Annotated in this window: 24 protein-coding genes and 1 pseudogene; 8 read left to right on the forward strand and 17 right to left on the reverse strand. The window is 32.8% G+C overall.

Going from position 1 to position 25,119, the window contains the following annotated elements; all coding sequences use genetic code 11:
* Positions 1–72: 72 nt before the first annotated feature.
* The 8 genes from HB672_RS13875 to HB672_RS13910 form a co-directional block, all read right to left on the reverse strand.
* Positions 73–531 carry a nuclear transport factor 2 family protein gene (locus tag HB672_RS13875; RefSeq protein ID WP_167770109.1) on the reverse strand — a complete coding sequence of 153 codons (459 nt, stop codon included), beginning with the start codon at positions 529–531 and terminating at the stop codon, positions 73–75.
* Between the two features lie 12 nt (positions 532–543).
* The gene (locus HB672_RS13880; protein ID WP_167770110.1) at positions 544–1,137 is read right to left on the reverse strand and encodes a hypothetical protein; all 594 of its coding nucleotides are present in this window, start codon (positions 1,135–1,137) and stop codon (positions 544–546) included.
* A 156-nt stretch (positions 1,138–1,293) separates the two neighbouring features.
* Positions 1,294–2,607, reverse strand: coding sequence for an NADH:ubiquinone reductase (Na(+)-transporting) subunit F (gene nqrF, locus HB672_RS13885; protein WP_167770111.1), 1,314 nt, complete (start codon positions 2,605–2,607; stop codon positions 1,294–1,296).
* Position 2,608: 1 nt separating this feature from the next.
* The gene (nqrE, locus tag HB672_RS13890; protein WP_167770112.1) at positions 2,609–3,331 is read right to left on the reverse strand and encodes an NADH:ubiquinone reductase (Na(+)-transporting) subunit E; all 723 of its coding nucleotides are present in this window, start codon (positions 3,329–3,331) and stop codon (positions 2,609–2,611) included.
* 11 nt (positions 3,332–3,342) lie between these two features.
* Positions 3,343–3,978, reverse strand: coding sequence for an NADH:ubiquinone reductase (Na(+)-transporting) subunit D (locus HB672_RS13895; RefSeq protein ID WP_167770113.1), 636 nt, complete (start codon positions 3,976–3,978; stop codon positions 3,343–3,345).
* Between the two features lie 2 nt (positions 3,979–3,980).
* Positions 3,981–4,730: a Na(+)-translocating NADH-quinone reductase subunit C gene (locus HB672_RS13900; protein ID WP_167770114.1), complete on the reverse strand. Its 750-nt coding sequence runs from the start codon at positions 4,728–4,730 to the stop codon at positions 3,981–3,983.
* Positions 4,731–4,732: 2 nt separating this feature from the next.
* A complete protein-coding gene (locus HB672_RS13905; RefSeq protein WP_167770115.1) occupies positions 4,733–5,938 on the reverse strand; it encodes an NADH:ubiquinone reductase (Na(+)-transporting) subunit B in 1,206 nt (401 codons plus the stop codon).
* A complete protein-coding gene (locus tag HB672_RS13910) occupies positions 5,938–7,293 on the reverse strand; it encodes a Na(+)-translocating NADH-quinone reductase subunit A (RefSeq protein ID WP_167770116.1) in 1,356 nt (451 codons plus the stop codon). Before HB672_RS13910 ends, HB672_RS13905 begins: the two co-directional genes overlap by 1 nt.
* A gap of 158 nt (positions 7,294–7,451) precedes the next feature.
* On the opposite strand from HB672_RS13910, the gene HB672_RS13915 reads away from it, so the two are divergent.
* Complete coding sequence (locus HB672_RS13915; RefSeq protein WP_167770117.1) at positions 7,452–8,696, forward strand: DUF5103 domain-containing protein; 1,245 nt, start codon at positions 7,452–7,454, stop codon at positions 8,694–8,696.
* A gap of 106 nt (positions 8,697–8,802) precedes the next feature.
* Positions 8,803–9,189: a Co2+/Mg2+ efflux protein ApaG gene (gene apaG / locus HB672_RS13920; RefSeq protein WP_167770118.1), complete on the forward strand. Its 387-nt coding sequence runs from the start codon at positions 8,803–8,805 to the stop codon at positions 9,187–9,189.
* On the opposite strand, the gene HB672_RS13925 is transcribed toward apaG, so the two are convergent.
* Positions 9,182–10,183, reverse strand: a complete 1,002-nt coding sequence (locus tag HB672_RS13925) for a DUF6695 family protein (RefSeq protein ID WP_167770119.1) — start codon at positions 10,181–10,183, stop codon at positions 9,182–9,184. The two genes, apaG and HB672_RS13925, sit on opposite strands and share 8 nt — an antisense overlap.
* Positions 10,176–10,901, reverse strand: coding sequence for an NRDE family protein (locus tag HB672_RS13930; RefSeq protein WP_167770120.1), 726 nt, complete (start codon positions 10,899–10,901; stop codon positions 10,176–10,178). Before HB672_RS13930 ends, HB672_RS13925 begins: the two co-directional genes overlap by 8 nt.
* Positions 10,902–11,002: 101 nt before the next feature.
* Here HB672_RS13930 and pruA point away from each other — a divergent pair, with 101 nt between their 5' ends.
* Positions 11,003–12,631: an L-glutamate gamma-semialdehyde dehydrogenase gene (gene pruA / locus HB672_RS13935; protein ID WP_167770121.1), complete on the forward strand. Its 1,629-nt coding sequence runs from the start codon at positions 11,003–11,005 to the stop codon at positions 12,629–12,631.
* Positions 12,632–12,688: 57 nt separating this feature from the next.
* On the opposite strand, the pseudogene HB672_RS14735 reads toward pruA, so the two are convergent.
* The 3 genes and pseudogenes from HB672_RS14735 to rsmG form a co-directional block, all read right to left on the reverse strand.
* A pseudogene (locus tag HB672_RS14735) lies at positions 12,689–12,778 on the reverse strand (16S rRNA (guanine(527)-N(7))-methyltransferase RsmG); the annotation flags it as partial.
* Between the two features lie 23 nt (positions 12,779–12,801).
* Positions 12,802–13,614 carry a cyclase family protein gene (locus HB672_RS13940; RefSeq protein WP_167770122.1) on the reverse strand — a complete coding sequence of 271 codons (813 nt, stop codon included), beginning with the start codon at positions 13,612–13,614 and terminating at the stop codon, positions 12,802–12,804.
* Positions 13,615–13,619: 5 nt separating this feature from the next.
* Positions 13,620–14,249 carry a 16S rRNA (guanine(527)-N(7))-methyltransferase RsmG gene (gene rsmG / locus HB672_RS13945; protein ID WP_167770123.1) on the reverse strand — a complete coding sequence of 210 codons (630 nt, stop codon included), beginning with the start codon at positions 14,247–14,249 and terminating at the stop codon, positions 13,620–13,622.
* Between the two features lie 145 nt (positions 14,250–14,394).
* Between rsmG and HB672_RS13950 the strand changes: the two genes are divergently transcribed.
* A complete protein-coding gene (locus tag HB672_RS13950) occupies positions 14,395–15,489 on the forward strand; it encodes an acyl-CoA desaturase (protein ID WP_167770124.1) in 1,095 nt (364 codons plus the stop codon).
* Positions 15,490–15,520: 31 nt separating this feature from the next.
* Positions 15,521–16,705 carry a pyridoxal phosphate-dependent aminotransferase gene (locus tag HB672_RS13955; RefSeq protein WP_167770125.1) on the forward strand — a complete coding sequence of 395 codons (1,185 nt, stop codon included), beginning with the start codon at positions 15,521–15,523 and terminating at the stop codon, positions 16,703–16,705.
* A 129-nt stretch (positions 16,706–16,834) separates the two neighbouring features.
* Here the strand turns inward: HB672_RS13955 and HB672_RS13960 are convergent, their stop codons facing one another.
* From HB672_RS13960 to trkA, 3 genes are all read right to left on the reverse strand, one after another.
* On the reverse strand, positions 16,835–17,092 hold the full coding sequence (locus HB672_RS13960; RefSeq protein WP_167770126.1) for a hypothetical protein: 258 nt from the start codon (positions 17,090–17,092) through the stop codon (positions 16,835–16,837).
* A gap of 153 nt (positions 17,093–17,245) precedes the next feature.
* Entirely contained in the window at positions 17,246–18,739 is a 1,494-nt protein-coding gene (locus HB672_RS13965; RefSeq protein WP_167770127.1) for a potassium transporter TrkG, read from the reverse strand.
* A 21-nt stretch (positions 18,740–18,760) separates the two neighbouring features.
* Positions 18,761–20,110, reverse strand: coding sequence for a Trk system potassium transporter TrkA (gene trkA / locus HB672_RS13970; RefSeq protein WP_167770128.1), 1,350 nt, complete (start codon positions 20,108–20,110; stop codon positions 18,761–18,763).
* Positions 20,111–20,224: 114 nt separating this feature from the next.
* On the opposite strand from trkA, the gene ubiE reads away from it, so the two are divergent.
* Together ubiE and HB672_RS13980 are read left to right on the forward strand one after the other, a co-directional pair.
* Entirely contained in the window at positions 20,225–20,956 is a 732-nt protein-coding gene (ubiE, locus tag HB672_RS13975) for a bifunctional demethylmenaquinone methyltransferase/2-methoxy-6-polyprenyl-1,4-benzoquinol methylase UbiE (RefSeq protein WP_167770129.1), read from the forward strand.
* A 2-nt stretch (positions 20,957–20,958) separates the two neighbouring features.
* Positions 20,959–21,672 carry a porin family protein gene (locus HB672_RS13980; protein WP_167770130.1) on the forward strand — a complete coding sequence of 238 codons (714 nt, stop codon included), beginning with the start codon at positions 20,959–20,961 and terminating at the stop codon, positions 21,670–21,672.
* On the opposite strand, the gene HB672_RS13985 is transcribed toward HB672_RS13980, so the two are convergent.
* The gene (locus tag HB672_RS13985) at positions 21,659–22,393 is read right to left on the reverse strand and encodes an RNA methyltransferase (protein WP_167770131.1); all 735 of its coding nucleotides are present in this window, start codon (positions 22,391–22,393) and stop codon (positions 21,659–21,661) included. The genes HB672_RS13980 and HB672_RS13985 overlap by 14 nt on opposite strands.
* A gap of 163 nt (positions 22,394–22,556) precedes the next feature.
* Here HB672_RS13985 and HB672_RS13990 point away from each other — a divergent pair, with 163 nt between their 5' ends.
* On the forward strand, positions 22,557–25,103 hold the full coding sequence (locus HB672_RS13990; RefSeq protein WP_167770132.1) for a BamA/TamA family outer membrane protein: 2,547 nt from the start codon (positions 22,557–22,559) through the stop codon (positions 25,101–25,103).
* Positions 25,104–25,119 lie beyond the last annotated feature (16 nt).

Genomic DNA, 25,119 nt, shown 5'->3' on the forward strand with positions numbered 1-25,119 from the left:
CACATTCGTAAATCACTCCTAATGGAAAACAAAACAGGAAAATACTTTAAATATGCTATTGGCAAAATAATGCTATTCGTTAACATCTTTTACACCAGAAACATGAGAGGTTATGGCTTTCCAGATGCCATCTTTTTTAATTAACACATTACTAGATTGATAAATAGTTTCTGTAGAATCTTTAAATATATGTCCAGTTCCTGAGATTAATGCTGTTCCATTTTCATATATAGACAAACGTTTAATATCGTAATAAAAAGAATCGTTATCAGATTTATTATACTTTACCCAATTTAATTCGTCAGCTCTAGTAAACCATTCTCCATTATCTCGAACCATTTTAAAATCATCATTCAATATTCTATCTAACAATACAGTGTCTCCCTCACGATAAGCTTTTGGCCATTCTACCTCTTTTAAATAGGTTAGTTTTTGCCTGTCATCTTCAGTAATAACAGAATTTCTTTTATCATTTTGAGTACATCCAACAATCAATAGAAATACAATAAAATACAAACTTATTTTTTTCATAGTAATAAAATATTAACTCACTTCTAAATTATAATACGCATCATTTTCAGGATAGTTAATTTCATAGCGTTCACCATTTCCTCCAACAATAGCTCGAATATTAAACTTTAGTCTCCAGATACCTTTACCGAATCTCGATTTACTAATTTGTATTTCTCTACATTCAGCATTTTTAAAATTGATTTGTGGCTCATCTCCAGTACGATCCATACCGTTTAACCAAACCACATTAGATGTCCAACCATCAATTTCCCACCATAAGTCACTTGTTGAGTCTTTAGGCTGTTGCTCATCATTACCTATTTCCCATTCACCTAGTTGTGCAGATACATGTAAATTTAATGGTGTATCTAAGCTCTCACTATCTATTTCTAGATCTAAAGTACCGAAACTACCTTCAGGGTAATTATAGGCCAACCACACATAGTGTTCGTTTTGATATATATATAAGTTAACATCATCAGACAATGCTATAGGCTCAACTCCTAATCTAACATAGTCATCATATTTCCCATCTACCAAAGGAGGCTCAAGTGAGATTTTATTGCTATTACAGGAAGTAGTTATTAATAGAATAATGTACAGAAATAAAAAGGAGGGTCTCAAGATTGAAAGTGTTTAATTAAACATAGCTATTCAAAGCTACTATCTAATTTTTTAGATTTACTTATAATTTTGTTAAAACAAAAAGCCCAACACAATGTGTTGGACTTTTCAAATATTTAAATAAATTCTTCCTGATCTGTAGAATGAATCTTTGGTCTATCCTCCAAAGTCATCAAAACGTATGTTTTCATCGTCTATACCAAAATCTTCTCCCATTTTCTGAACTGCTTGGTTCATTAATGGAGGTCCACAGAAGTATAATTCAATATCCTCTGGTGTTTCATGCTTTGATAAGTATTGGTCTATTACCACTTGGTGAATAAAGCCAACAAAACCATCACCTTCTTCATCATTAATATCCTTCTTAACTTTCCAATTATCTTGTTCCAATGGTTCAGATAATGCCAAATAGAATTTGAAATTTGGAAAATCTTTTTCAAGATCTCTAAAATAATGTATGTAGAATAGTTCGGCTTTAGAACGACCTCCATACCAATACGTTACTTTACGTCCTGTTTTTAAGGTTCTAAATAATTGGTATAAATGCGAACGCATAGGCGCCATTCCTGCACCACCACCAACATATAACATTTCGGCTTCAGAATCATTAATAAAAAATTCACCGTAAGGTCCAGAAATTGTTACTTTATCTCCAGGTTTTTGATTAAAAATATATGATGAAGCAATACCTGGGTTAACATCCATCCACCCACCCTTGGCGCGATCGAAAGGAGGCGTAGCTACACGTACATTTAACATAATTTTTCTTCCTTCAGCAGGATACGAAGCCATAGAATAAGCCCTTTCAACAGTTTCGGTATTCTTCATTACTAAAGGCCAAAGTCCAAATTTTTCCCAATCTGGTTTAAATTTATCCGGCTCTCCAGGATGATCTTCAGGATGCGCAGACACATCCATATCAGAATATTTAATCTCGCATTCTGGAATCTCAATTTGAATATAACCTCCAGCTTTGTATCCCATATCTTCTGGGATTTCAACAATAAATTCTTTAATAAATGTAGCAACATTATAGTTAGACACTACCGTTGCTTCCCATTTTTTAATTCCAAATACTTCCTCTGGAATTGTAATTTCCATGTCTTGCTTCACTTTTACTTGGCAAGACAAACGTGCACCATGTGCTAATTCTTTACGTGTAAAATGAGGCGTTTCGGTAGGTAGAGCTTCTCCTCCACCAGATAGTACGTGGCACTCACATTGTATACAAGTTCCACCACCACCACAGGCAGATGGTAAAAATATTTTTTCTGCTCCAAGCGTAGTTAATAAACTATCTCCAGAACTAACCTCTATTTCACGTTCACCATTAATTAGAATCTTTACAGGTCCAGATGGTGATAATTTTTGTTTTACAAATAATAACAACGTTACCAATAATAAGGTTACAACCAAAAATGCAGCTACCGTCGCCAAAATTGTTCCTAATGTACTTGCGGCTAATATCATGTTATTCGTTTTCTTTTAAAGTGTTATCGTTATTAGCTAACTCTTCTTTAATATCTTCTTGTACAGTTTCAACTTGAGCCGTAGTTTCTTCTTTAGCTTCCTCATCTCCTCCTGTTAACATACCACCAAAACTCATAAACCCAATAGCCATTAATCCAGTGATAATAAATGTGATTCCTAAACCTCTTAAAGGCCCAGGTACGTTTGAGTATCTAATTTTTTCACGAATAGCCGCAATAGCTAGAATTGCTAAAAACCAACCAATTCCCGAAGAAACTCCATAATTGAATGCTAAGCCTAAAGTCGCAATTTCACGAGATTGCATGAATAATGAACCTCCTAAAATGGCACAGTTCACAGCAATTAATGGTAAGAATATACCAAGTGAATTATATAATGATGGTGAGAATTTCTCTACTACAATTTCTACCAATTGTACCATGGTTGCAATAGTTGCGATAAACATGATAAATGATAAGAAACTTAAATCGTAACTAGCATATTCTTCACCTAACCATGCTAAAGCACCTTCTTGTAAAATGTATTGATCTAACAACCAGTTTAAAGGTACAGTGATGGCTAAAACAAAAATTACTGCTGCTCCAAGTCCAACTGCTGTTGATACTTTTTTAGATACTGCAAGGTATGAACACATCCCAAGGAACGTGGCAAATACCATGTTATCTATAAATATTGATTTGAAAAATAATTCTATATGTTCCATAATACTGTCTTCTAGTTGTCTTCAATTAATGCTGGGTTTCTACTACGTTGAACCCAAATTATAATACCTACAACAATTAATGCCATTGGTGCTAATAACATAAATCCGTTATTCTCGTAACCAATGCTATACAATCCTGTTTTTGCAATTGGATCTCCCAATACTGGAAAACCTAATAATGTTCCTGAACCTAATAATTCTCTAAAGAATCCAACAATAATCAGGATTAAGCCATAACCAAGTGCGTTTCCAATTCCATCAAGAAATGATCTCCATGGTCCATTCGCTAAAGCAAAAGCTTCAAAACGACCCATAATAATACAGTTGGTTATAATAAGTCCGATAAATGCTCCTAGCTCTTTACTTAATTGATATGAATAGGCTTTTAAGACTTGGTCTACAATAATTACCAAAGCAGCTACAACTGTAAGCTGTACAATGATTCTAATTTTTGATGGAATGATATTTCTAATTAAAGAGATAACTACATTACCAGCTCCCATTACAAAAAGCACTGAAATTGTCATAACAATTGATGCTTTCAATTCTGCAGTAATCGCTAAAGCAGAACAGATACCTAATACTTGAATTGTAATTGGGTTATCGTCTCCTAAAGGATCTAATATTAATCTACTATCTTTTGCCATGACTACTTCTTTAATGTTTTAAAATAAGGTACGTACAACTTTAAATCACTTCGTAACATTGCTGACACACCATCACCAGTAATAGTAGCTCCAGCAATGGCATCAACTTCATTATCTGTTTTATCTTCGTTTAGAGGATCACCATTACTTTTTGAAATATTAATTCCAACAAAGTTTCCTGAACTGTCCAATAGATGTTCTCCAATAAAATCATCCATAAAAAAACGTTGCTTTATATTGGCTCCAAGACCTGCAGTTTCAGCTTGATGATCAAAATAAGCACCTAGCACTACCATATTCTCATCCATAGCAACATAAGCCCAAACAGCATCCCAAAGTCCCTTACCTCTAATTGGTGCTACATAGAATGTTTTTCCTTCTTTCTCACCAATAAAAAGTGGTAAACGTCTTTCTTCACCATCTTTAGCTTTAGACTGCTCTTTCTTAACATCAATTAAATACGCTTCATTATCTTCTACTACTTCAGTACCATTTGTAATGACTAACTGATTGGTAATATATTTTTGAAACTCAGCACCTACTTTATCATCGGCTACGAAAATGGCGCTACTTTCGTCATTCTCATTTACTCCCATAGCATATAGAATATTTTGTTGCTTTTCTATACGCTTGTTCTCATCAATTTTTGGTCTTAATGAAGATGCAACAAAGGCCAACAAGGATCCTACTACTATTACCATACCAGTGGCAAATAGCATTGTATATAAATTTTTATCTGTTTTCTTTTCCATCGTTAAGCCGTTTTTGGTTTTAGACGTTTAAGCCTACGTTTAACATTACCTTGAACTACATAATGGTCGATTGTTGGCGCAAAGACATTCATTAATAAAATAGCTAACATTACACCTTCTGGATATGCAGGATTAAATACTCGTATCATTACAGAAATAAATCCAATCAAGAATCCATAAATCCATTTTCCTTTATTAGTTTGTGATGCTGTTACAGGGTCTGTTGCCATAAACACAATACCAAAGGCTAATCCACCTATTAAAAGATGATGCCACCAAGTAGTGCTCATTAATCCGTAAAATTTGCTGCCTTCCGAAATCCATTCAGAATCCACAACAAAATTGAAAATTAATCCCATTACTAAAGCTCCAACAACTGAAGATAACATGATTCTCCAGCTTCCTATTTTAGCAAAGATTAAGAATAACCCTCCAAGCAAAATTAATATCGTTGATGTTTCACCAACTGACCCAGGAATAAACCCTAAGAACATATCTGCTACTGAGTGCATGACTTCGTTATTTTGTGCTAGACTTCCTAAAATGGTTTCTCCAGAAATTGCATCTGGTGTTCCAGCTCTTTCCACAGCACCATGTACCCAAACTTTATCACCACTCATCCATGTTGGATAGGCGAAGAATAAAAAGGCTCTAATGGTTAACGCAGGGTTTAGAATATTCATTCCAGTTCCTCCAAATACTTCTTTTCCAATTACTACTCCAAATACCACTGCAACAGCAAGCATCCAAAGCGGAATATCTATAGGAACAATTAATGGTACAAGCATTCCAGTTACTAGATAACCTTCTTCAACTTCATGTCCTTTGATAACTGCAAAAACAAATTCAACTGCTAAACCTACTCCATAAGACACTATCACCAAAGGCAATACTTTCCAAAGACCAATAACTAAATTATCCCATGACCAAAAAATCGAATCGAAAAATCCACTAGCATTCTCTATTGCTCCAGCAGCTAAATGATGCTGATAACCAGCATTAAACATACCAAAAATTAAACATGGCACTAAAGCCATGATAACTGTATTCATTGTACGCTTTAAATCATCGGCTGATTTTATATGAGTTCCATTATGAGTGGTCTCGTTTGGCATAAATAAAAACGTATGGATTGCAGAAAATGCTGGCAACCATTTTTTGTCTTTATTCTTTACTTTAAAATTATGTAAACTATTTTTTAAACCCATTATCCTATCTCTTTTAGCATTAAGTCTAAGCCTTCTCGTATAATTTTTTGATGTGGCTGTTTAGACACACATACAAATTCTGTTAACGCAAAATCTTCAGGAGCAACTTCATACATACCAAGTGCTTCCATTTCATCTAAATCCTTATACAAACATGACTTTAAGATTTGCATTGGAAAAATATCTAACGGAAAAACTTCCTCATAAGTTCCAGTTGTAACAAAAGCACGATGCTCACCATTTGTATTCGTATTTAAATCAAATTTTTTCTTTGGAGTTAACCATGAAAAAGTTAATGCTCTCGAAGTAGATATTTTATTAAAAATCGGCTTGTTCCAACCAAAGAATTCGTAATCATCTCCTTCAGGAATTATAGTAATTACGTTACTGTAATAGTCTAAATAACCATCTGGTTTTATTTGCTTTCCACTTAAAACATTTCCTGAAATAATACGTACGTTAGCATCCTTTTCAATACCATGATCATAAATCATTGTTGCTACTTCACTACCAAGCTTTGTTGTAAAATATCTTGGTTTTTGAACTGACGAACCAGCCAAGGCAACAACACGTTCTGCGTTAAATTTTCCAGTTAACAATAGCTCACCAATAATAACAAGGTCTTGAGCATTCACTGTCCAAACTACTTCACCTTTATTTATTGGATCAACTTTATTAATTAAAGTGCCTACATTCCCAGAAGGATGTGGTCCTGAAACCTTATGAATAGCTGCACCTGAAAGATTAGCTAATGGTGAATTTGCATTTTTCCCTACAGAAACATGCACTTTCCCTTCAGTTAATTTTCCCAATGCTGATATAGCTGCTTGCAATTCTGCTTCTTTACCTTGAAGTGTAAAATCTAAGTCGGCTGCTAAAGGTGCTGATGCATATCCTGAGATAAAAATCGCTTTCGGCGCTTTATCGGGATTTGCAATCACATCGTAAGGGCGTTGCTTAATAAATGGCCAGCAACCCGCAGTTAATAATTTTGATTTCACCTCATCTGCTGATGCATTATCAACATTTAATAATCCAAAATCTTGATACGATTGCTCTTTGTCGGCTTGAATTTTAATAGATAAAATTCTACGTTTTTCACCACGTGCAATCTCCTTAACTTCACCAGAAACTGGAGAAGCAAATTTTATAGCTTCATTAGATTTATCGTAAAAAACGGTTTCACCAGCTTTTACTTTAACACCTTCTTTAGCAACAAGTTTTGGAATAACACTATGGAAGTCTTCAGGTCTAATGGTGAAGAAATTGCTAATAACAGCAGCTTCTTTAGCCTTTTGAGCCTCACCTTTAAGATTAATGTCTAGACCTTTTTTTATTCGAATGTCGTTTGACATATTTAATTTTTTGAGATTAGTTGTCTAAAAATCCGTGCAAATTTACGGATTTAATAAACAATTTTCATAATAAATTACTTAGAATTTTACAATGCAAATAGTTCAAAGAATTTTAGGTATGAAATTTGTTTATCTTTACCCAAACAACTCAAATGTTCATGACAAAATATAAGTTTTTATTCTTATTCCTTATGTGCACTTTTCTTGGTTTTTCGCAAGTTGAAGAAGAGGTTAATCCACCAGATTATATAAAAACCATCAACTTTAAAGGCCACACGAACGAAAGTGAATTACCAATCATTAAACTTAATGAACGAGTGCAACTCTCGTTTGATGCCATTAACGGTAATGAGGACGACTTTTATTATGTGATAGATCATTACAATTTCGACTGGACACCTTCACAACTCATGAAATCGGAATATTTACAGGGTTTTGATAATATTCGTATCTCAAATTATGAGAATTCATTTAACACCTACCAAATTTACTCACATTACAGGTTACAAATACCAAATCAACAAACTCGAATAAAAAAATCTGGAAATTATATTCTTAAAATATATGATGATAATGGTGACATGGTATTTAGCAGAAAATTCATGATTTATGAAAATTTGGCAAATGTAGGTGTATCTATAAAACGTTCGCGTAATGTAAAACACATTAAGCATAAGCAATCGGTTGATTTTAAAATATCATCACCTACAATTTTGTTTAACAACCCTCAACAAACTGTTAAAGTTGCTGTTATTCAAAACAACAACTTAAACACAGCTATAACAAACCTAAAACCGCAATATACACTTGGTCGTGAGCTTATTTATAAATATGATGACGAATCGAGTTTTTGGGGAGGCAACGAATATTTGTATTTTGAAAACAAAAACGTTAGAGCTGCAAATATTGGAGTGCAATATGTAGACCTTAAAGACATATACGAACACTATTTATTTACAAATATTATTAGAGCAGACAGACCTTATACTTACAATCCAGACATTAACGGAAACTACTTAATTACTGCTGTAGACACAGATAATACAGATATTGAAGCTGATTATACGGTTATACATTTCTCATTACAACACCCAGAAGTTTTTGGCAAAAACATCCATATTTATGGTGGTTTTAATAATTACGCTATAACTGAAGATACAAAAATGACTTATAACCCTACTTCAGGGTTTTACGAAACCTCCCTAATTTTAAAACAGGGATTCTATAATTATAAACATGTTATAGTTGACGAAAATGGAAAATTAAACGAAGGCGCCATTAGCGGAAATTTTGATGTTACAGAAAACAATTATAAAGTATTAGTCTACTATAGAAACCTTGGAGCAAGATATGATAGACTTATCGGTATTGGCGAAGGCTCGTCAACGACTATTACCAACTGATTATCCATTAAATTGTTAAAATTATCTAAGAAATAGGATTTTTGAAATTCTAAAGCAATTATTTAGTATTTTTGAGTGTAATAATTGGGTTTCCTCACTAAAAAACATGGTACAACAAGTAACAAAAGGCATAAAAATTTCAGTTGAAACTAATTTTGAAGGTACTTTCTATAAAAACTATAAAGTACACTTTGCTTTTGGTTATAAAGTTACTATTGAAAATCAAAGTAAAGATTCTGTGCAGTTAAATTCCAGACATTGGAAAATTCTAGATGCTTTAAATAAAGATGAAATAGTAGAAGGCGAAGGTGTTATAGGAAAAAAACCAATTATAAAACCTGGAGAATCTCATACTTACAATTCGGGCTGCCTCTTAGCATCTCCTTTTGGAGCTATGCATGGTCACTACAACATGGTGAATTTCACTGATACCAAAAAATTTAAAGTGGTTATCCCATCCTTTAAATTGAGCGCACCTTTTGCGCTTAACTAAGCCTTTTAATTAAATCGAATCTATAAATTTTTTCTTGCTGTTCTATATGATAGAATGCACAATTTGAATAGTGCACAAAACTATAACCTTCCTCATATTTAAAACATTCTTTATCCACTTTATATAACCCATCTACATCAATATTCCCATAAGGTGAAATGCGTCTAAATCTATATTCATGCATAATATCAGTAACATGTAACTCAAACCAAGCACCAGCTGCAATACCATCTAACCACTGAGCATGATGACTTTTATCTTCAATATGCTTAGGTTCTAATGTCCCAATAAAATTTGGTTTATGCTGCGTTAAACGATCTAAAAAATAACGTCTATTATCTTTTTTTACAGATGATTGATATTCTAAAATCTCACCAACTTCACTAACTTCATAAATATGATTTTCTGTATCAGCAATTACAACATTACCAATCGTGCTTGGTGTAAACCATTTTGACTTTTTTAATTGCTTCTTAATTTTGAAATCAGTTACAGATGCTATTAAACTATCGGTCACAAATCTGGCACAATTGCAAGCATCTTTGATGAAAGCTGCATAACGAATAAAATGACGATTTTGCATTCTAGTAATATGGCTTCGAGCTTTACTATAATCAATTGCGTTACAAACCGAAGCTATTAATTTACCATCGCCATGAGTCAATTTTGGATGCGTAGCTAAAAAATGTAGAATATCATCTAAGTTTTCAATTTTATCTTCCTTTACCACAGCTTTAATTGGGAAATCCAATTCATGGTCTGTATCTTTTCCTCTTACACGACCATTTGGAATTGGCGTAATATAGCGTCCAAAATCATGATACTCTAAAACTCCAGTCATCTTATTTATTAAAACTAACGCAGCATGACCAGCTCTAACATAATTTTTTTTACCAATACCAAGATAACGCATGTATGGCGAGTACCATTCGTCTGCAACCATAACAATGGTTTCAGGATAAGCTAATGTTAAAATGATTCCAGAATTAGTCATCTACTGAGATAGGAAATTGGAATTTATGATTAGATTTTTCTTTTGTTTGAAGGTTTTCAAAACTCATAATAACGTCATTCTCATTCTTAGATATTTGTGTAATGCTAGTAGTTTTTACAAAAAAACGATCCATAATCACCCCATAGTCTTCGTTCCCTTTTCCAGCCGTATTATGAAACTTTAAGATACTGCTTGATGTCAATTCAAAATCTTTTTTAAAATCTTCAAACCACTGTAATCGCTCTTTTTTCATTTCAGCATTGTATAGTGAAGATGAAGACCAAATTATAGGTTTTAGAGGTAAACTACTTAAATGTTTATCTTTTCCGTCCCAAATTAATTCTTTAAATTTCATTATAGAATTCCACTCAACAATAACAAGTGTAAAAGGTTCAACACCTTCTAAGTTATAAGTGTTTATAGTTTCATCAAGGTTTTTAGCAATAAGTAAATCTTTTAAAACCACTCCTCTGCTCAATCTATAAGAAGCTTTACGCTCATGCATTTTAAAACCACCATTTAGCACGCACAAAACACGCTGTCTTTCACTAACTCCAATCCAAGAACCACCAGCAACCTCATCTTTTGGCATAAGTAGTTTTGTGTTTTCAACACTATAAAAATCTGGTGGCAAGGTCTTTCTATTTGGTGCTTCATCTCTATTAGATGTGAGCACAAAACTTTTTTGGCCTGTTGGAATAAGGGTTACTGTACACATGATTTTTTAAGTCTGTAAACCATTGAGCAACTTACAAAATATCATCAAAAAAATCGTAACTTTGCAATCATTTTTAATATTTACAAAAACAAAAATATATTATGGGAAAAGGTTTCTTTAACGTACCAATTGCAGTAAACGAACCTGTAAAAAGATACGCTCCAGGATCTCCAGAGCGTGATGCTGTTTTAAAAGCATACAAGGACATGTTTAATAGTAACACTGACGTGCCAATGTACATCAACGGTAAGGATGTTACTACTGGAAATATACGAACAATGTCTCCACCTCACGATCATCAACATATTGTTGGGCAATACCATATTGCTGAACAATCGCATATTGAAGAAGCTATTTCAACAGCATTAGAAGCTAGAAAAAATTGGGCAGAAATGCCTTGGGAACATCGTGCAGGAATCTTTTTAAAAGCTGCCGAGTTAATAGCTGGACCATATAGAGCAAAAATAAATGCTGCAACCATGATTGCTCAATCAAAAACAGTACATCAAGCCGAAATTGATGCAGCATGTGAGTTGATTGATTTTTTACGTTTCAATGTTCAGTTTATGACTGATATTTACATGGAACAACCTGAAAGTACTAGTGACGCATGGAATCGCATTGAGTACAGACCTCTAGAAGGTTTTACCTATGCTGTAACACCCTTTAACTTTACTGCTATTGCTGGAAATCTTCCTGCATGTATGGCTTTAATGGGAAATGTAGTTGTTTGGAAGCCAAGTGATAGTCAAGTATATTCTGCTAAAGTAATTATGGATGTATTTAAAGAAGCTGGTGTTCCTGCAGGTGTAATCAACGTGGTATTTGGTGACCCAGTAATGATTACAAATACAGTAATGGCTAGTCCTGATTTTTCTGGATTGCACTTCACTGGTTCTACTTTTATTTTTAAAGAACTTTGGAAGCAAATAGGAAACAACATACATAACTATAAAACATATCCAAGAATTGTTGGTGAAACTGGTGGAAAAGATTTCATCGTGGCTCACAAAACAGCAAACGCAAAACAAGTTGCAACTGCTATAGCAAGAGGTGCTTTTGAATTCCAAGGACAAAAATGTAGTGCAGCATCAAGAGCTTATATTCCTACTAATTTGTGGAGTGATGTGAAAAACTTTTTGTTAGAAGACATCAAGTCCTTTAAAATGGGATCTCCAGAAGATTTAAACAATTTCATAACTGCAGTAATCCATGAAGGTTCTTTTGATAAACTTGCAAAGTATATTGACCAAGCAAAAGCTGATGGCAATGCTGAAATTATTGCAGGTGGTGGTTATGATAAGAGTAAAGGCTATTTCGTTGAACCAACAGTTATTGTCACTAAAGACCCAAAATACACAACCATGTGCACAGAGTTATTTGGTCCTGTTATGACCATTTATGTATATGATGAAAATGAGTATGCTGAGACTTTAAAGTTGGTAGATGAAACTAGTGAATATGCATTAACAGGAGCTATTTTAGCAACCGATAGATATGCAGTTGAACAAGCTACAAAAGCACTTCAAAATTGTGCAGGAAACTTTTATATTAACGATAAACCAACAGGAGCGGTTGTAGGTCAGCAACCATTTGGTGGTGCAAGAGCCTCAGGAACAAATGATAAAGCTGGAAGCGCTCAAAACTTGTTACGTTGGGTATCTCCAAGAATGATTAAGGAAACGTTTGTAACTCCAACAGATTACAGATATCCTTTCTTAGGAGAATAGTAGATACTGTTATAAAGATAAAAAAACCTGCAATTGCAGGTTTTTTTATTTGCTAATTTATCCTTTATACTTCAAAGGTAAGTGCACCACTTTTTTTGTGTCGAAAAAATCTTCTTCAAAATAATCACTAAGACAATATAAAGTGGCTTTTGGGAAGCAACTTATAGAAATTAACGTAGTACAGCATATAAACGCACTTGTCCACCAGAGCCTCCTTGAATTTTTACGGGTGCTACAATTAGGAATATACCTTTAGGTGGTAGCAAATGTAAATTAGCTACGTTTTCTAACTGGTATTTTCCTGATCCATTAACTACGCTATGAACTGGTAAGCCTTTAGCTTGAGCTGCATCTACGCTCATATTGTCTATACCAATACCTTTTATGTCTCGCTCATCAATTAAAAATTGTGCAGCTTCCTTAGAAAAACCAGGAAAATGCATTTTGCCGTTACTATCTTCATTTTTATAGGCTTTATAATCGTTCCATTTTTTACTCCAACCAGTATATAAAAGCACTATTACGCCTTTAGGAAGTACTCCATTAACTGTTTCCCATTTTAAAATATCAGACTTACTTAATATATAATCAGGGTTTGTTCCACTTTGCTCAGAAATGTCGATGACTACCGCTGGTCCAAACAAATCGGTTGCGCTAAGCTGTTCTACTGATTTTAAATTATCTCCACCATGAATTGGCGCATCAATATGCGTTCCAAAATGCTCAGGTGTGCTATAAGCTCCCATTCCTGGTGCACCACTTTTACGTGCAAAAATAGTATCGTACTCAAAAGGGTTTCCTTTGTCATTTGGCCAATAAGGACTTGTATTGTTAAGCACATGTGTTAAATCAATAATTTGTAACTCACCATCAATAAGTTGCTGTAGTGTATCTTTTGAAGGTGTTTCTTGTTTGCAGCTAGAAAATGAGATGCTAAATAGTAATACAAACAATCCTTTTTTAATTATAGTTTTAACCATCATAGTATTTATGGTTTATACTTTAATGGCAAATACACCACTTTTTTAGTTTCGAAAAAATCTTCATTGAAATAATCACTAAGACTATATATAGTGGCTTTGGGGAAGTCTTGCAATTCTTCGGTTAAATCTCCTCCCTTTAAGTATAGAATTCCATTTTTAAGCTCGTGGTTACTTTTTTTGTTTACTTTTCTTTTCACCCAACCAACAAAACTAGACATAGATGTAACCGCTCTACTTACAATAAAGTCGAAGGTTTCATTAATATCTTCAGCGCGCTTATGCGAGGTCTTTACATTTGATAAACCTAAACTTTCTACTAATGCGTCAACCACTTTTAATTTCTTATTAATACTATCCACCAAATGAAAATTGCATTCTGGGTAAAGTATAGCTAATGGAATCCCAGGAAACCCTCCTCCAGTACCAACATCTAAAACAGTTGTTCCATCTTTAAACTGTATTACTTTTGCAATACCAAGAGAATGCAATACGTGACGTAAATACAATTCATCAATATCTTTTCTTGAAACCACATTAATCTTGGAATTCCAATCTAAATAAAGCTCAAAAAGTTGACTAAATTGTTCCTTTTGAATTTCAGAAAGTTGAGGGAAATATTTTTGAATTAATTCCATTAATTAATATTTTTAGACAAAATTAACTATTTAAACCAATAATAATTCTTTTGCTAAAAGATTATCGATTTAATAATTAATATATTTGCAACTTATTATATAAAAACGAACAAACTAACGTTATTATATTGATAATAAACAAAACATGAATAAACAAACTCTCACCTTTTCAAGAACTGATTCAGCCAAATTTTTTAGAACCCTAAATAAACGAGTAAACGATTATTTTAAAGAAAATAACCTAAAAAAAACAGGTAACTGGAAATTATATACAAAAGCCATCATAATGTTTACATTATTGCTTGGACCTCTAGTACTCTTACTTACTGTTAATTTACCAGGTTGGGCTTTAGTTTTATGCATGATAACGATTGGTGTTGGTATGGCTGGTGTTGGTATGAATGTAATGCACGATGCTAACCATGGATCTTTTTCCAGTAAAAAATGGGTAAACAAGCTAATGGGAAGCAGTATACATATATTAGCTGGAAATGATTATAACTGGAAAGTGCAACACAATGTATTGCACCACACATATACTAACATTCAAGGTCATGATGAGGATATTGATGCTGGAAGAATCATTCGTTTTTCAAAACATTCAAAGTGGTTGAAAATTCATCAATATCAAAAATATTATGCGTTCTTTTTATATGGATTATTAACAGTAAATTGGGCTATTACTACCGATTTTAAGCAAACATACCTATACTTAAAAAGAAAATTATCTTATGGAAAAATGCCAAATCCTGCAACACAATGGACTAAGCTAATTATTGGAAAAATAATTTATTACTCTATTTGGGTAGTTTTACCGTTATCTTTAGGATATACTTGGTGGCAAGTATTAATAGGCTTCTTAATAATGCATTATACTGCGGGAATTATTTTAAGTGTTATTTTCCAATTAGCACACGTAATGCCAAACACCGAGATGCCTTTGCCTGATGAGGATGGAAATATGAAAAACACTTGGGCAGTTCACCAATTATTTACAACATCTAATTTTTCACCCAAAAGTTGGTTAGTAGAGTTTTACACTGGTGGCTTAAATAGACAAGTTGAACATCATTTGTTTTCGCACATTAGTCATATTCACTATAAAAACATTGCAAAAATTGTTAAGCAAACTGCAAAAGAATGTAGTTTACCTTACAATGAATACAATACAATATGGAAGGCTATTGCAGAACATTACAGACAGTTAAAAGTCTTAGGCCAAAAGCCTGCATTAGCTTAGTTTATTTTTACGCTACTAACAATACATTACAATGAGCCTACTTTCTGAAAGAGTCTTAAAAATGTCTACCTCTGCAACTTTAGCTATGGCTGCTAAAGCAAGAGAATTAAAGGCTGAAGGAAAAGACATTATTAGTTTAAGTTTGGGTGAGCCAGATTTTAACACCCCAGATTTTATTAAAGATGCTGCTATAAAAGCAATTAATGAAAACTATAATTCGTATACACCTGTTGATGGTTATGTAGAATTAAAACAAGCTATAATCACTAAGTTTAAACGTGATAACAATCTAACATATACCTTACCTCAAATTGTTGTTTCTACTGGTGCTAAACAATGTTTAGCTAATATTGCTGCCACAATGATTAACCCTGGTGACGAAGTAATTTTACCTTGTCCTTATTGGGTAAGCTATAATGATATAGTAAAATTAAATGAAGGTATTCCTGTTGAAGTTACTACATCCATTGAGACAGACTTCAAAATGACAGCTAAGCAGCTTGAAGCAGCCATCACACCAAAAACAAAAATGCTTTGGTACAGTTCGCCATGTAACCCAAGTGGTTCAGTATATAGCGAACAAGAGCTTAGGGACATTGCAGATGTTCTACAAAAACATCCAGATATTTATGTGGTATCCGACGAAATCTATGAACACATAAACTTTGAAGGTGGTCATGCAAGTATGGCACAATTTGATGATATGTACGATAGAACTATTACTGTAAATGGTGTCTCAAAAGCGTTTGCTATGACAGGTTGGAGAATAGGTTTTATTGGTGCACCTACCGAAATTGCTAGGGCTTGTAATAAAATGCAAGGTCAAATAACAAGTGGTGCCAATTGTATTGCACAACGTGCTGTAATTACAGCTATGGAAGCTAACCCAAGTAGTGTAAAATATATGGTTGACGAATTTAAGGTGCGTCGCGATTTAGTATTAAATCTTCTAAAAGACATTGAAGGTTTTAAAACCAATACTCCTGAAGGTGCCTTTTACGTATTACCAGACATTTCGAGTTATTTTGGAAAAACATTACGAGGCAAAACCATTAATAATGCAACAGATTTTTCATTGTTTTTATTAGAAGAGGCACTCGTAGCTACTGTAACAGGAGAAGCTTTTGGAAATGCCAATACTATTAGAATATCGTATGCAGCATCACAAGAAGAATTAATTGAAGCTATAAAACGTATAAAAGAAGTAGTTAATTAAAACTACTTGTCACTTCGATAAAAAAATATCCATAAATAAAAAGCCACATACTGTTAAAGATGTGGCTTTTTAGCATAACCAACCAAGGTTACTAACTAACTAAATTAAAATATATGTTGATGTATGTGTTTAACTAAAAACCGCTATGATTGCTATTGCGAAAACTGACAATTTTAAAACAGCATCAATACCTAAAGTATATTGATATTGAAAACTCTTAATACGTTGTTTAACTCCAAAAACAGATTTTGGACTAGACTGAAAGAAGTTGTTCTTTATTTCTTCTTTATAGGCTGAACTTAAAATACCTTCATTATTAAAAACAAAATGCTCTCTTTTCTTCTTGGGTAATGGTTCAAATTCTTGATGTGATAATACTAATTCCATGATTTAATTTTTTTGATTGATTTATACATATAAGACGATGATTAAATAAAAATGTTACATAACATATTCTAAAATCATTTTGAAAATAAGCATGAAAAATCACGAAAGATATTGTAAATATTGAAGAAAATAGATTTAAAAAAACTAAAGAAATTATCTGTTTCTCCAGAAAAAAGGTGTTAATAAAATAAGAACTGTAAACAATTCTAAACGACCAATAAGCATTAAAAAGGACGCCCACCATTTACCAATTGCAGGCATATCGTAAAAGTTATTTACTGGTCCAAAGTCTCCCAACGCAGGCCCAACGTTTCCTAAACTTGAAGCTGCAACACCTATAGCAGATTTAAAATCTAAACCTAACATAGAAAACACCAATGCACCAACAATAAATGACAGCATATAGAGAATAAAAAACGCTAGAATATTAAAAATAATCTTCTCGTCAATAGATTTTTTATTGTAACGTACAGGTAAAATAGCATTTGGGTGTAATGTGCGTTTAAACTCCATAAAGCCATTGCGAATCATTAATAAATGTCGCACTACTTTCACGCCACCAGAAGTACTTCCTGCTGATCCACCAAGAAACATTAATCCAAAAAAGAAAACGGTTAAAAATGGTGTCCAAAGTGTAAAATCGGCAGTAACAAATCCTGTGGTAGTAATAATTGCAAGCACTTGAAACAAGGCGTGTCTTAAAGCACTTTCACCTTCTCCCCAAACCATTGGATGTGCAATGGAAGATGCTGTAACATCTGCCTTAAAGTAAATAATCAAAGAGGCTACAATTGTAAAAATTACAATAAATTTAAAGTACAATTTAAACTCTTCATCTTTTATTATTTTTTGAACACGTCCTTTAAACGCAAAGTAACTTAGTACAAAATTGGTTCCTGCTAAGAACATGAACAAAATCACAATGTATTGAATGATAGGCTGATTATTCCAATATGCTAAACTTGCATTTTTTGTTGAAAACCCACCAGTAGACAAAGTACTCATTGAATGATTAATAGCGTCAAAAAACGACATTCCTGCAACTTGCAACAATACTGTTTCCGCTGCTGTGTATCCAAAATAGATTAACCATAAACGCTTAGCGGTATCGGTAATTCTAGGATGTAACTTATCTGCACTTGGCCCAGGAGCTTCAGCAGCAAATAACTGCATTCCTCCAATACCCAATAATGGTAAAATAGCAATGGCAAGTACAATAATTCCCATACCTCCTATCCAATGCGTTAAACTTCTCCAAAATAAGACTCCTTCTGGTAAGGATTCTATATCATTTAAAATGGTTGAGCCAGTTGTTGTATATCCCGAAATGGTTTCAAAAAAGGCATTAGTGAAACTTGGAATAGAATCGGTTAAAACATAAGGTAGAGTTCCAGAAAGTGCCATGATAATCCACCCAAAGGTTACTACAATATAACCTTCACGTTTATTCATTTCTTTTTCATGATTTTTGGTAATCAACATAACAAGAATGCCAATAACCATAACCGCAATTCCAGATAATGAAATACTAAGTGTCGCACCATCATTATAAGCATAACTCATAATGGCCGCAAGCAACATAAAACCACCATTAAATAATAGTAGTAATCCAAGAAAATGAAAAATTATTTTATAGTTAAGTTTCATTAACGATACTCATTTCTTTCACTAATAGAAAAAGCTTTCAACTTTTTTAATTGATTGAGGCAAGCAACACACCACTACTCTGTCTCCTGCTTCAACTTTAAAATCTCCTAAAGCAATAACACCTTCATCATTACGTATAACACCACCAATAATTGCAGAACGGGGGAATTTAATCTCCTTTATAAGTTTATTACAAATTTTTGATTCAGGTTTTACAATAAACTCCAGCAACTCAGCATCCATATTGTTGAGTTTTGTCATAGCTACAACCTCACCTTTACGTATATACCTAAAAATATTGTTTGCTGCTAAGAGTTTTTTATTAATTAAAGTATCGATACCTATAGAATGGGACAACTCGAAATAATCCATATTTTCAACCAAGGCAATTGTTTTTTTAACGCCTCTTGAATTTGCAACAAGACATGACATTATATTTGTTTCGGAGTTTCCAGTAACCGAAATAAAAGCGTCCATATCTTCAATGTTTTCCTCATCAAGAAGCTCAACATTTCTTCCATCACCATTAATAACCAAAGTATTTGGAAGCTCATCAGCAAGATCCATTGCAATATCTCTATCCTTCTCTATTAACTTGATATTAAATTTATTGTCTGTTAAATCTCTTGCTGTTTTTGAGCCAATTTTTCCTCCTCCAAGAATCATGACATTCTTAATTTCGGTCTTAAATTTTCCAGTAAGTTTACATATCTCCTCATCACCTCCTTTTGAGGTCATAAACACCACGTGATCACCTTCTTTTAAAAGTGTATCTCCTCTTGGAATGATAGTTAAATGCGACCCAAAACGCTGTATTGCAATAGGCATAAAATGTACTTCAGGCATCAACTTTGCAGCGTCTTTAACTGACTTTCCGACTATTGCAGCTGTTCTTGAAAGATTGAGTCCAAGCATTGTCAAAGCACCATCTTCGAACTCATAAGTATCGCTAAAAACAGATTGATTTAAAAGCAATTCTATTTCGGCTGCTGCCAAAGATTCTGGAGAAATCAACTCATCAATTCCAAATCTGGTAAAGCCTACTTCATCTTTAAAATCTATAAACTCTGTATTAGAAATTCTTGAAATAGTTTGTTTTGCTCCTAATTGTTTTGCTAAAACACTGGCGGTAATATTTGTGGTTTCTGAAGATGTTACTGCTATAAACAAATCGGCATTATCAACACGACAATCTTTTAAAATAGCAATAGATGTTGCATCTCCTTTAACAACCTTAATATCTAAATGCGTATCCGCATAAATAAGGCTATCTTTTTTTGAGTCTATTAATGTAATTTCTTGAGATTCGTAAGATAAAAGTTTTGCTAAATGAAATCCCACTTCACCAGCTCCAGCAATAATAATCTTCATCTGTTATTATTAAATATAAAGATGTGCAAATATAATTTATTTTTAGGGATTTGTATGCGAATTGCATTTCTTTGCACTAAATATCACTTAACATCAAATTTTTCTAACATATTCATGTCTAAAAAAGTAAACCCATATAAAAACAGCGATTTAAGCAAGAAAGAGCAGGTTACAAAAATGTTTGATACCATTTCTAAAGAATATGATGGCTTAAATCGTGTAATTTCTTTTGGCATAGATGTGAAATGGCGTAAAAAAGTTGTGGCTATCGTTGCAAAAAAACAACCTGACACCATACTTGATATTGCAACAGGAACAGGAGATTTAGCGATTAACTTATCTGAAACCAATGCTTCAAAAATAATTGGATTGGATATTAGCGATGGCATGCTAGAAGTTGGTAGACAAAAAATCACCAAAAAACATTTGAACAATAAAATTGATATGATATTAGGTGATTCTGAAAATCTGCCTTTTGATGACAATACATTTGATGCAATAACTGTAGCCTTTGGTGTACGAAATTTCGAAAACTTAGAAAAAGGGCTATCCGAAATTTTACGTGTTTTAAAACCCCAAGGTATTTTTGTGATTTTGGAAACATCAGTACCAACTAAATTCCCTTTTAAACAGGGTTATAATATTTATACTAAAGGAATTATGCCATTAATTGGTAAATTATTTTCTAGAGACAAAGTTGCCTATTCCTATTTAAGCGAATCGGCTTCAGTTTTTCCTTATGGCGAGGCATTAAACAATATTTTACATAAAATTGGGTTTATTAATGCGGAAGCATTGCCACAAACATTTGGTGTGGCAACCATATATAAAGCAACTAAGCAGTAACTATGAAGAACATACTTTTAGTTTTAACATTACTAATATTTACGCAAACAGCTTCGGCACAACTATTTAGCAAAAATAAAATCCAAAACAATCAAAACATGGATAAGCCTAAATGGTCTTATGGTTATTTTTTAGGATTTAATAGTTATGATTATAATTTTGACTACAACCAAGATTTACCAGATATCCAAACACTAAAAACTGTTGGCTTTAGCGTTGGTCTTGTGGGTAACATGCGTATAAACGATTATATAGATATACGTTTAGAACCAGGTTTATACATTACTAAACGTGAATTACATTACCATAGCAGTTATTTTAATGGTGTATCTTATAACGACTCAGACCTATTGAGAGAAGTAAACTCTACGTATATACATTTTCCTCTGCTTTTAAAATTATCTACAAAGCGTGTCAATAACATTAAACCGTTTGTGGTTGGTGGTTTTTCTACTTCTGTAAACTTATCCAGTAACCAAAATAACCCTGATGATAACAGCAATGGTCAGTTTAGAACAAAAAATGGTGTAATTTTTTACGAAGTTGGTGCAGGAATAGACATCTATTTACCATGGTTTAAATTTACGCCTTCTGTTAGAGGTGTTTTTGCTATTAATGATGAATTGGTTAGAGATGTAGATCCAGATAGCCCTTGGACTAGCAATATAACAACTATGAAATCTAGAGGTTTGTTCATCAACTTTACATTTCAATAGATCTTCTCTTAAACTCACTTAATAATATCGCTGTGGCGTTTGCTACATTTAAACTTTCGGTTGCTTGCAATTCACCAAAACGAGGAATAGAAATCCGTTTTGTTACTTGACTTTCTATGTCATGGCAAATACCGTTTGCTTCGTTTCCTAAAACCAAAATTCCAGAATTTGGCAATTTACTTTCATACACATTTTCTCCGTCCATAAATGCTCCAAAAACTTCTGCTTTTTGAATTTGTAGCACTTGTTTTAAATCTATATAACTTACGTTAACTCTTGTAATAGAGCCCATTGTGGCTTGTATTACTTTTGGATTATAACAATCTACAGTTTCATAGCTGCATATAAGGTCTTTAACACCAAACCAGTCGCATAATCGAATTATTGTTCCTAAATTCCCAGGATCTCTAACGTCATCTAATGCAACAACTAACTTAGAAAAGTCGATAGAAGTTTCATTTGGAATTTCAAAAACTGCCAAAGCGGTATTTGGTGATTTTAAAAAACTGATTTTTTTAAGTTCTGTGTTTGAAATTTGAGTCATTAAGTCATCTAAAACATCAAACTCCAACATAGTTGTGTATAGCTGATGTAATTGTAAATTTGACTGTAATAGTTCTAGAATAGTTTTTTTCCCTTCAGCAACAAATAACTTGTATTGCTGACGGTACTTTTTTTGTTTTAGACTTGTTATGAGCTTTATTTGACTTTTACTTAGCATTCCAACAAATATCGAATTTTATCGTTTTAAATTTATATAAAGAAACATATTAATTATAAACAATAATAACCTCTTAGCTAATTATTTTTTTTCGATGGAAATAATGTATTTTTGAAGCTACTAAGGTTTTGCTTTTTACAAACTTTTAATTTTTCCTTTTTAATTGAAACACATCTTTACGAAAATATTATTTCTAGTAATTTTTATTAGCAGTATTGTATCATGCAATGTAGTTAAAAGAGTTAGTGAAGATGAGCATTTACTAACCAAAACCTCGGTTACTGTTAATGAGAAAACTACATCATCCGAAGAGATTAACAATCTTGTATATCAACGAGCAAACAATAAACTACTTGGTTTTCCTTTAAGATTGCATATCTACAATTTAGCACGCCCAAATTTAGACTCTATATTAAATGAAAAAATTTATAATAATCCTAAAAAATTAGCTCGAAAAACCAAGAGACTTTCTAGAAAACAACTAGAAAAAGACATAGAAACTAGAAAAAACCTAAACAGCTGGTTAAAAAAAACTGGGGAACCTCCTGTAATTTTAGATAGCATAAAAACCGAACGTTCGAAAAATAATTTAAACAATTATTATTACTGGAACGGTTGGTTTGATAGAGAAGTTACTTACGAGATTGATAAAAAAGAAAATAAACGAGCTGCAGTTAATTATTTTGTTAAAACTGGTAAGCCGTATTTATTAGATTCTATTTACAGTTCTAACTCAGCAAAATTAATAGATTCACTTTACCAAAATGTCCAAGCTACGAGTTTGTTAAAAAAAGGAGATCAATTTAAAAAAGTAAATATTGACAATGAAAGAGAAAGACTTACTGCATCCTTTAGAAACTCAGGTTTATATCATTTTTCTCAAGATTACATAGAGTTTGATATTATCAAGGATGATAGCATAAAAAGAGCAGATGTTGATGTAAAAATTAGAAACCGTACTATTCGTAATGAAGATTCAGTAGCTGTGGTGCCTTTTAAACCTTATAGAATTAGAAATGTAAATATTATTACAGACGATTCTTTTGAAAAAGAAGGCGAAGAACCTCAACTTACTGCTAGATATGGTAATGCTCGATATTATAGTTTTGATAAATTGCGTTATCGACCAAAAGCTCTCCAGCAAGCCATCTTTATTAATAGAGGTGATTTATATAGCGATATAGATAGAACTAGAACATTTCGATACTTAAACAAATTTGGAATTTTTAAATATCCAAGTATTAGATATGATATACATGAGCAAGACTCCACATTAACTGCAAATATAAAACTGTCACCAAGAAAAAAATATGGTCTTGGATTAGATGTTAATGTATCGCAAAGCAATATTCAATCTGTTGGATTTTCCTTTAACACAGGGTTACTTATTCGAAATATTTTTAGAGGTGCAGAAACTTTTGAGATTTCAGCATTAGGTGCCATTGGAGCATCTAAAAATGGCTCAAGTAGCGATCAATTTTTTGATATAAATGAGGTTGGTGTCAATACAAAATTAACCATTCCTAGGTTTTTCTTTCCTTTTAATACAGAGAGGATTATCCCTAAATATATGTCACCAATTACTAGGTTAAGTTTAGGTTTTACAAGTCAAACAAATATTGGTTTGGATAAACAAACGGTTAATGGTATTTTAAACTACAATTGGAATCCTTCTGAAACTGTCACCAATAATCTGGATTTATTTAACACGCAATATGTTAGAAATTTAAACCCCGGAAATTATTTTAAAGTCTATCAAAATTCATTTAACCGTTTAGAGAATATCGCAGTAAACACCTATAATACGCCGCCAGAATTTATTACAAACGATAATGGAACAGATGAATTAATTAGAAGTAAAGCCGATGAGTTCATAGATTTAGTGTTGCAAGATTCTGGTTTTGAAAATACCAACAGTGACGAGTACAAAACTGTAAATAATATTAAAGAACGTAAAGATAGACTTACCGAAGACAACCTAATTTTCGCTACTAGTTTTAGTTATGTAAAAGACAATCGAGAAAACTTGATTGATGAGACTTTTTCTATATTCAGGTTTAAATTAGAATCAGCTGGGAATTTATTAACGACAACATCAAAATTGTTGGGATTAAACAAGAACAATGACAATAGATATAAGCTATTTGGCGTACCTTACTCTCAGTATATTAAAACCGAATTTGACTATATAAAACATTGGGATATTGGCAGAAATAATGTTATAGCTATACGAAGTTTCTTTGGCATAGCAATACCTTATGGAAATTCTAATAACATACCATTCTCGAAAAGTTTTTTTGCAGGAGGTGCTAACGACAATAGAGCTTGGACAGCATATAATTTAGGACCAGGAAGTTCGGACAGTAATAATGAGTTTAACGAAGCAAACATGAAAATTGCCCTTAGCCTCGAACATCGTTTTAATTTATTTGGAAACCTAAACGGGGCTCTTTTTATAGATGCTGGAAACATATGGAATGTATTGGATAATGAAGATGACCCTAATGCAACTTTTACTGATTTTAATTCGTTAAAAGACATTGCCATTGGTTCTGGCTTCGGATTAAGATATGATTTTGGATTCTTCGTATTTAGGAGTGATATCGGCTTTAAAACCTATGACCCATCATACAAAACTGCCAATCGATGGTTTAATGACTACAATTTTGGAAACGCAGTTTATAACATCGGAATAAACTATCCTTTTTAACATAATTCTTTTGTTT

Origin of the sequence: Gaetbulibacter sp. S0825 (assembly GCF_011777505.1) — a bacterium.
Lineage (GTDB): Bacteria > Bacteroidota > Bacteroidia > Flavobacteriales > Flavobacteriaceae > Pontimicrobium.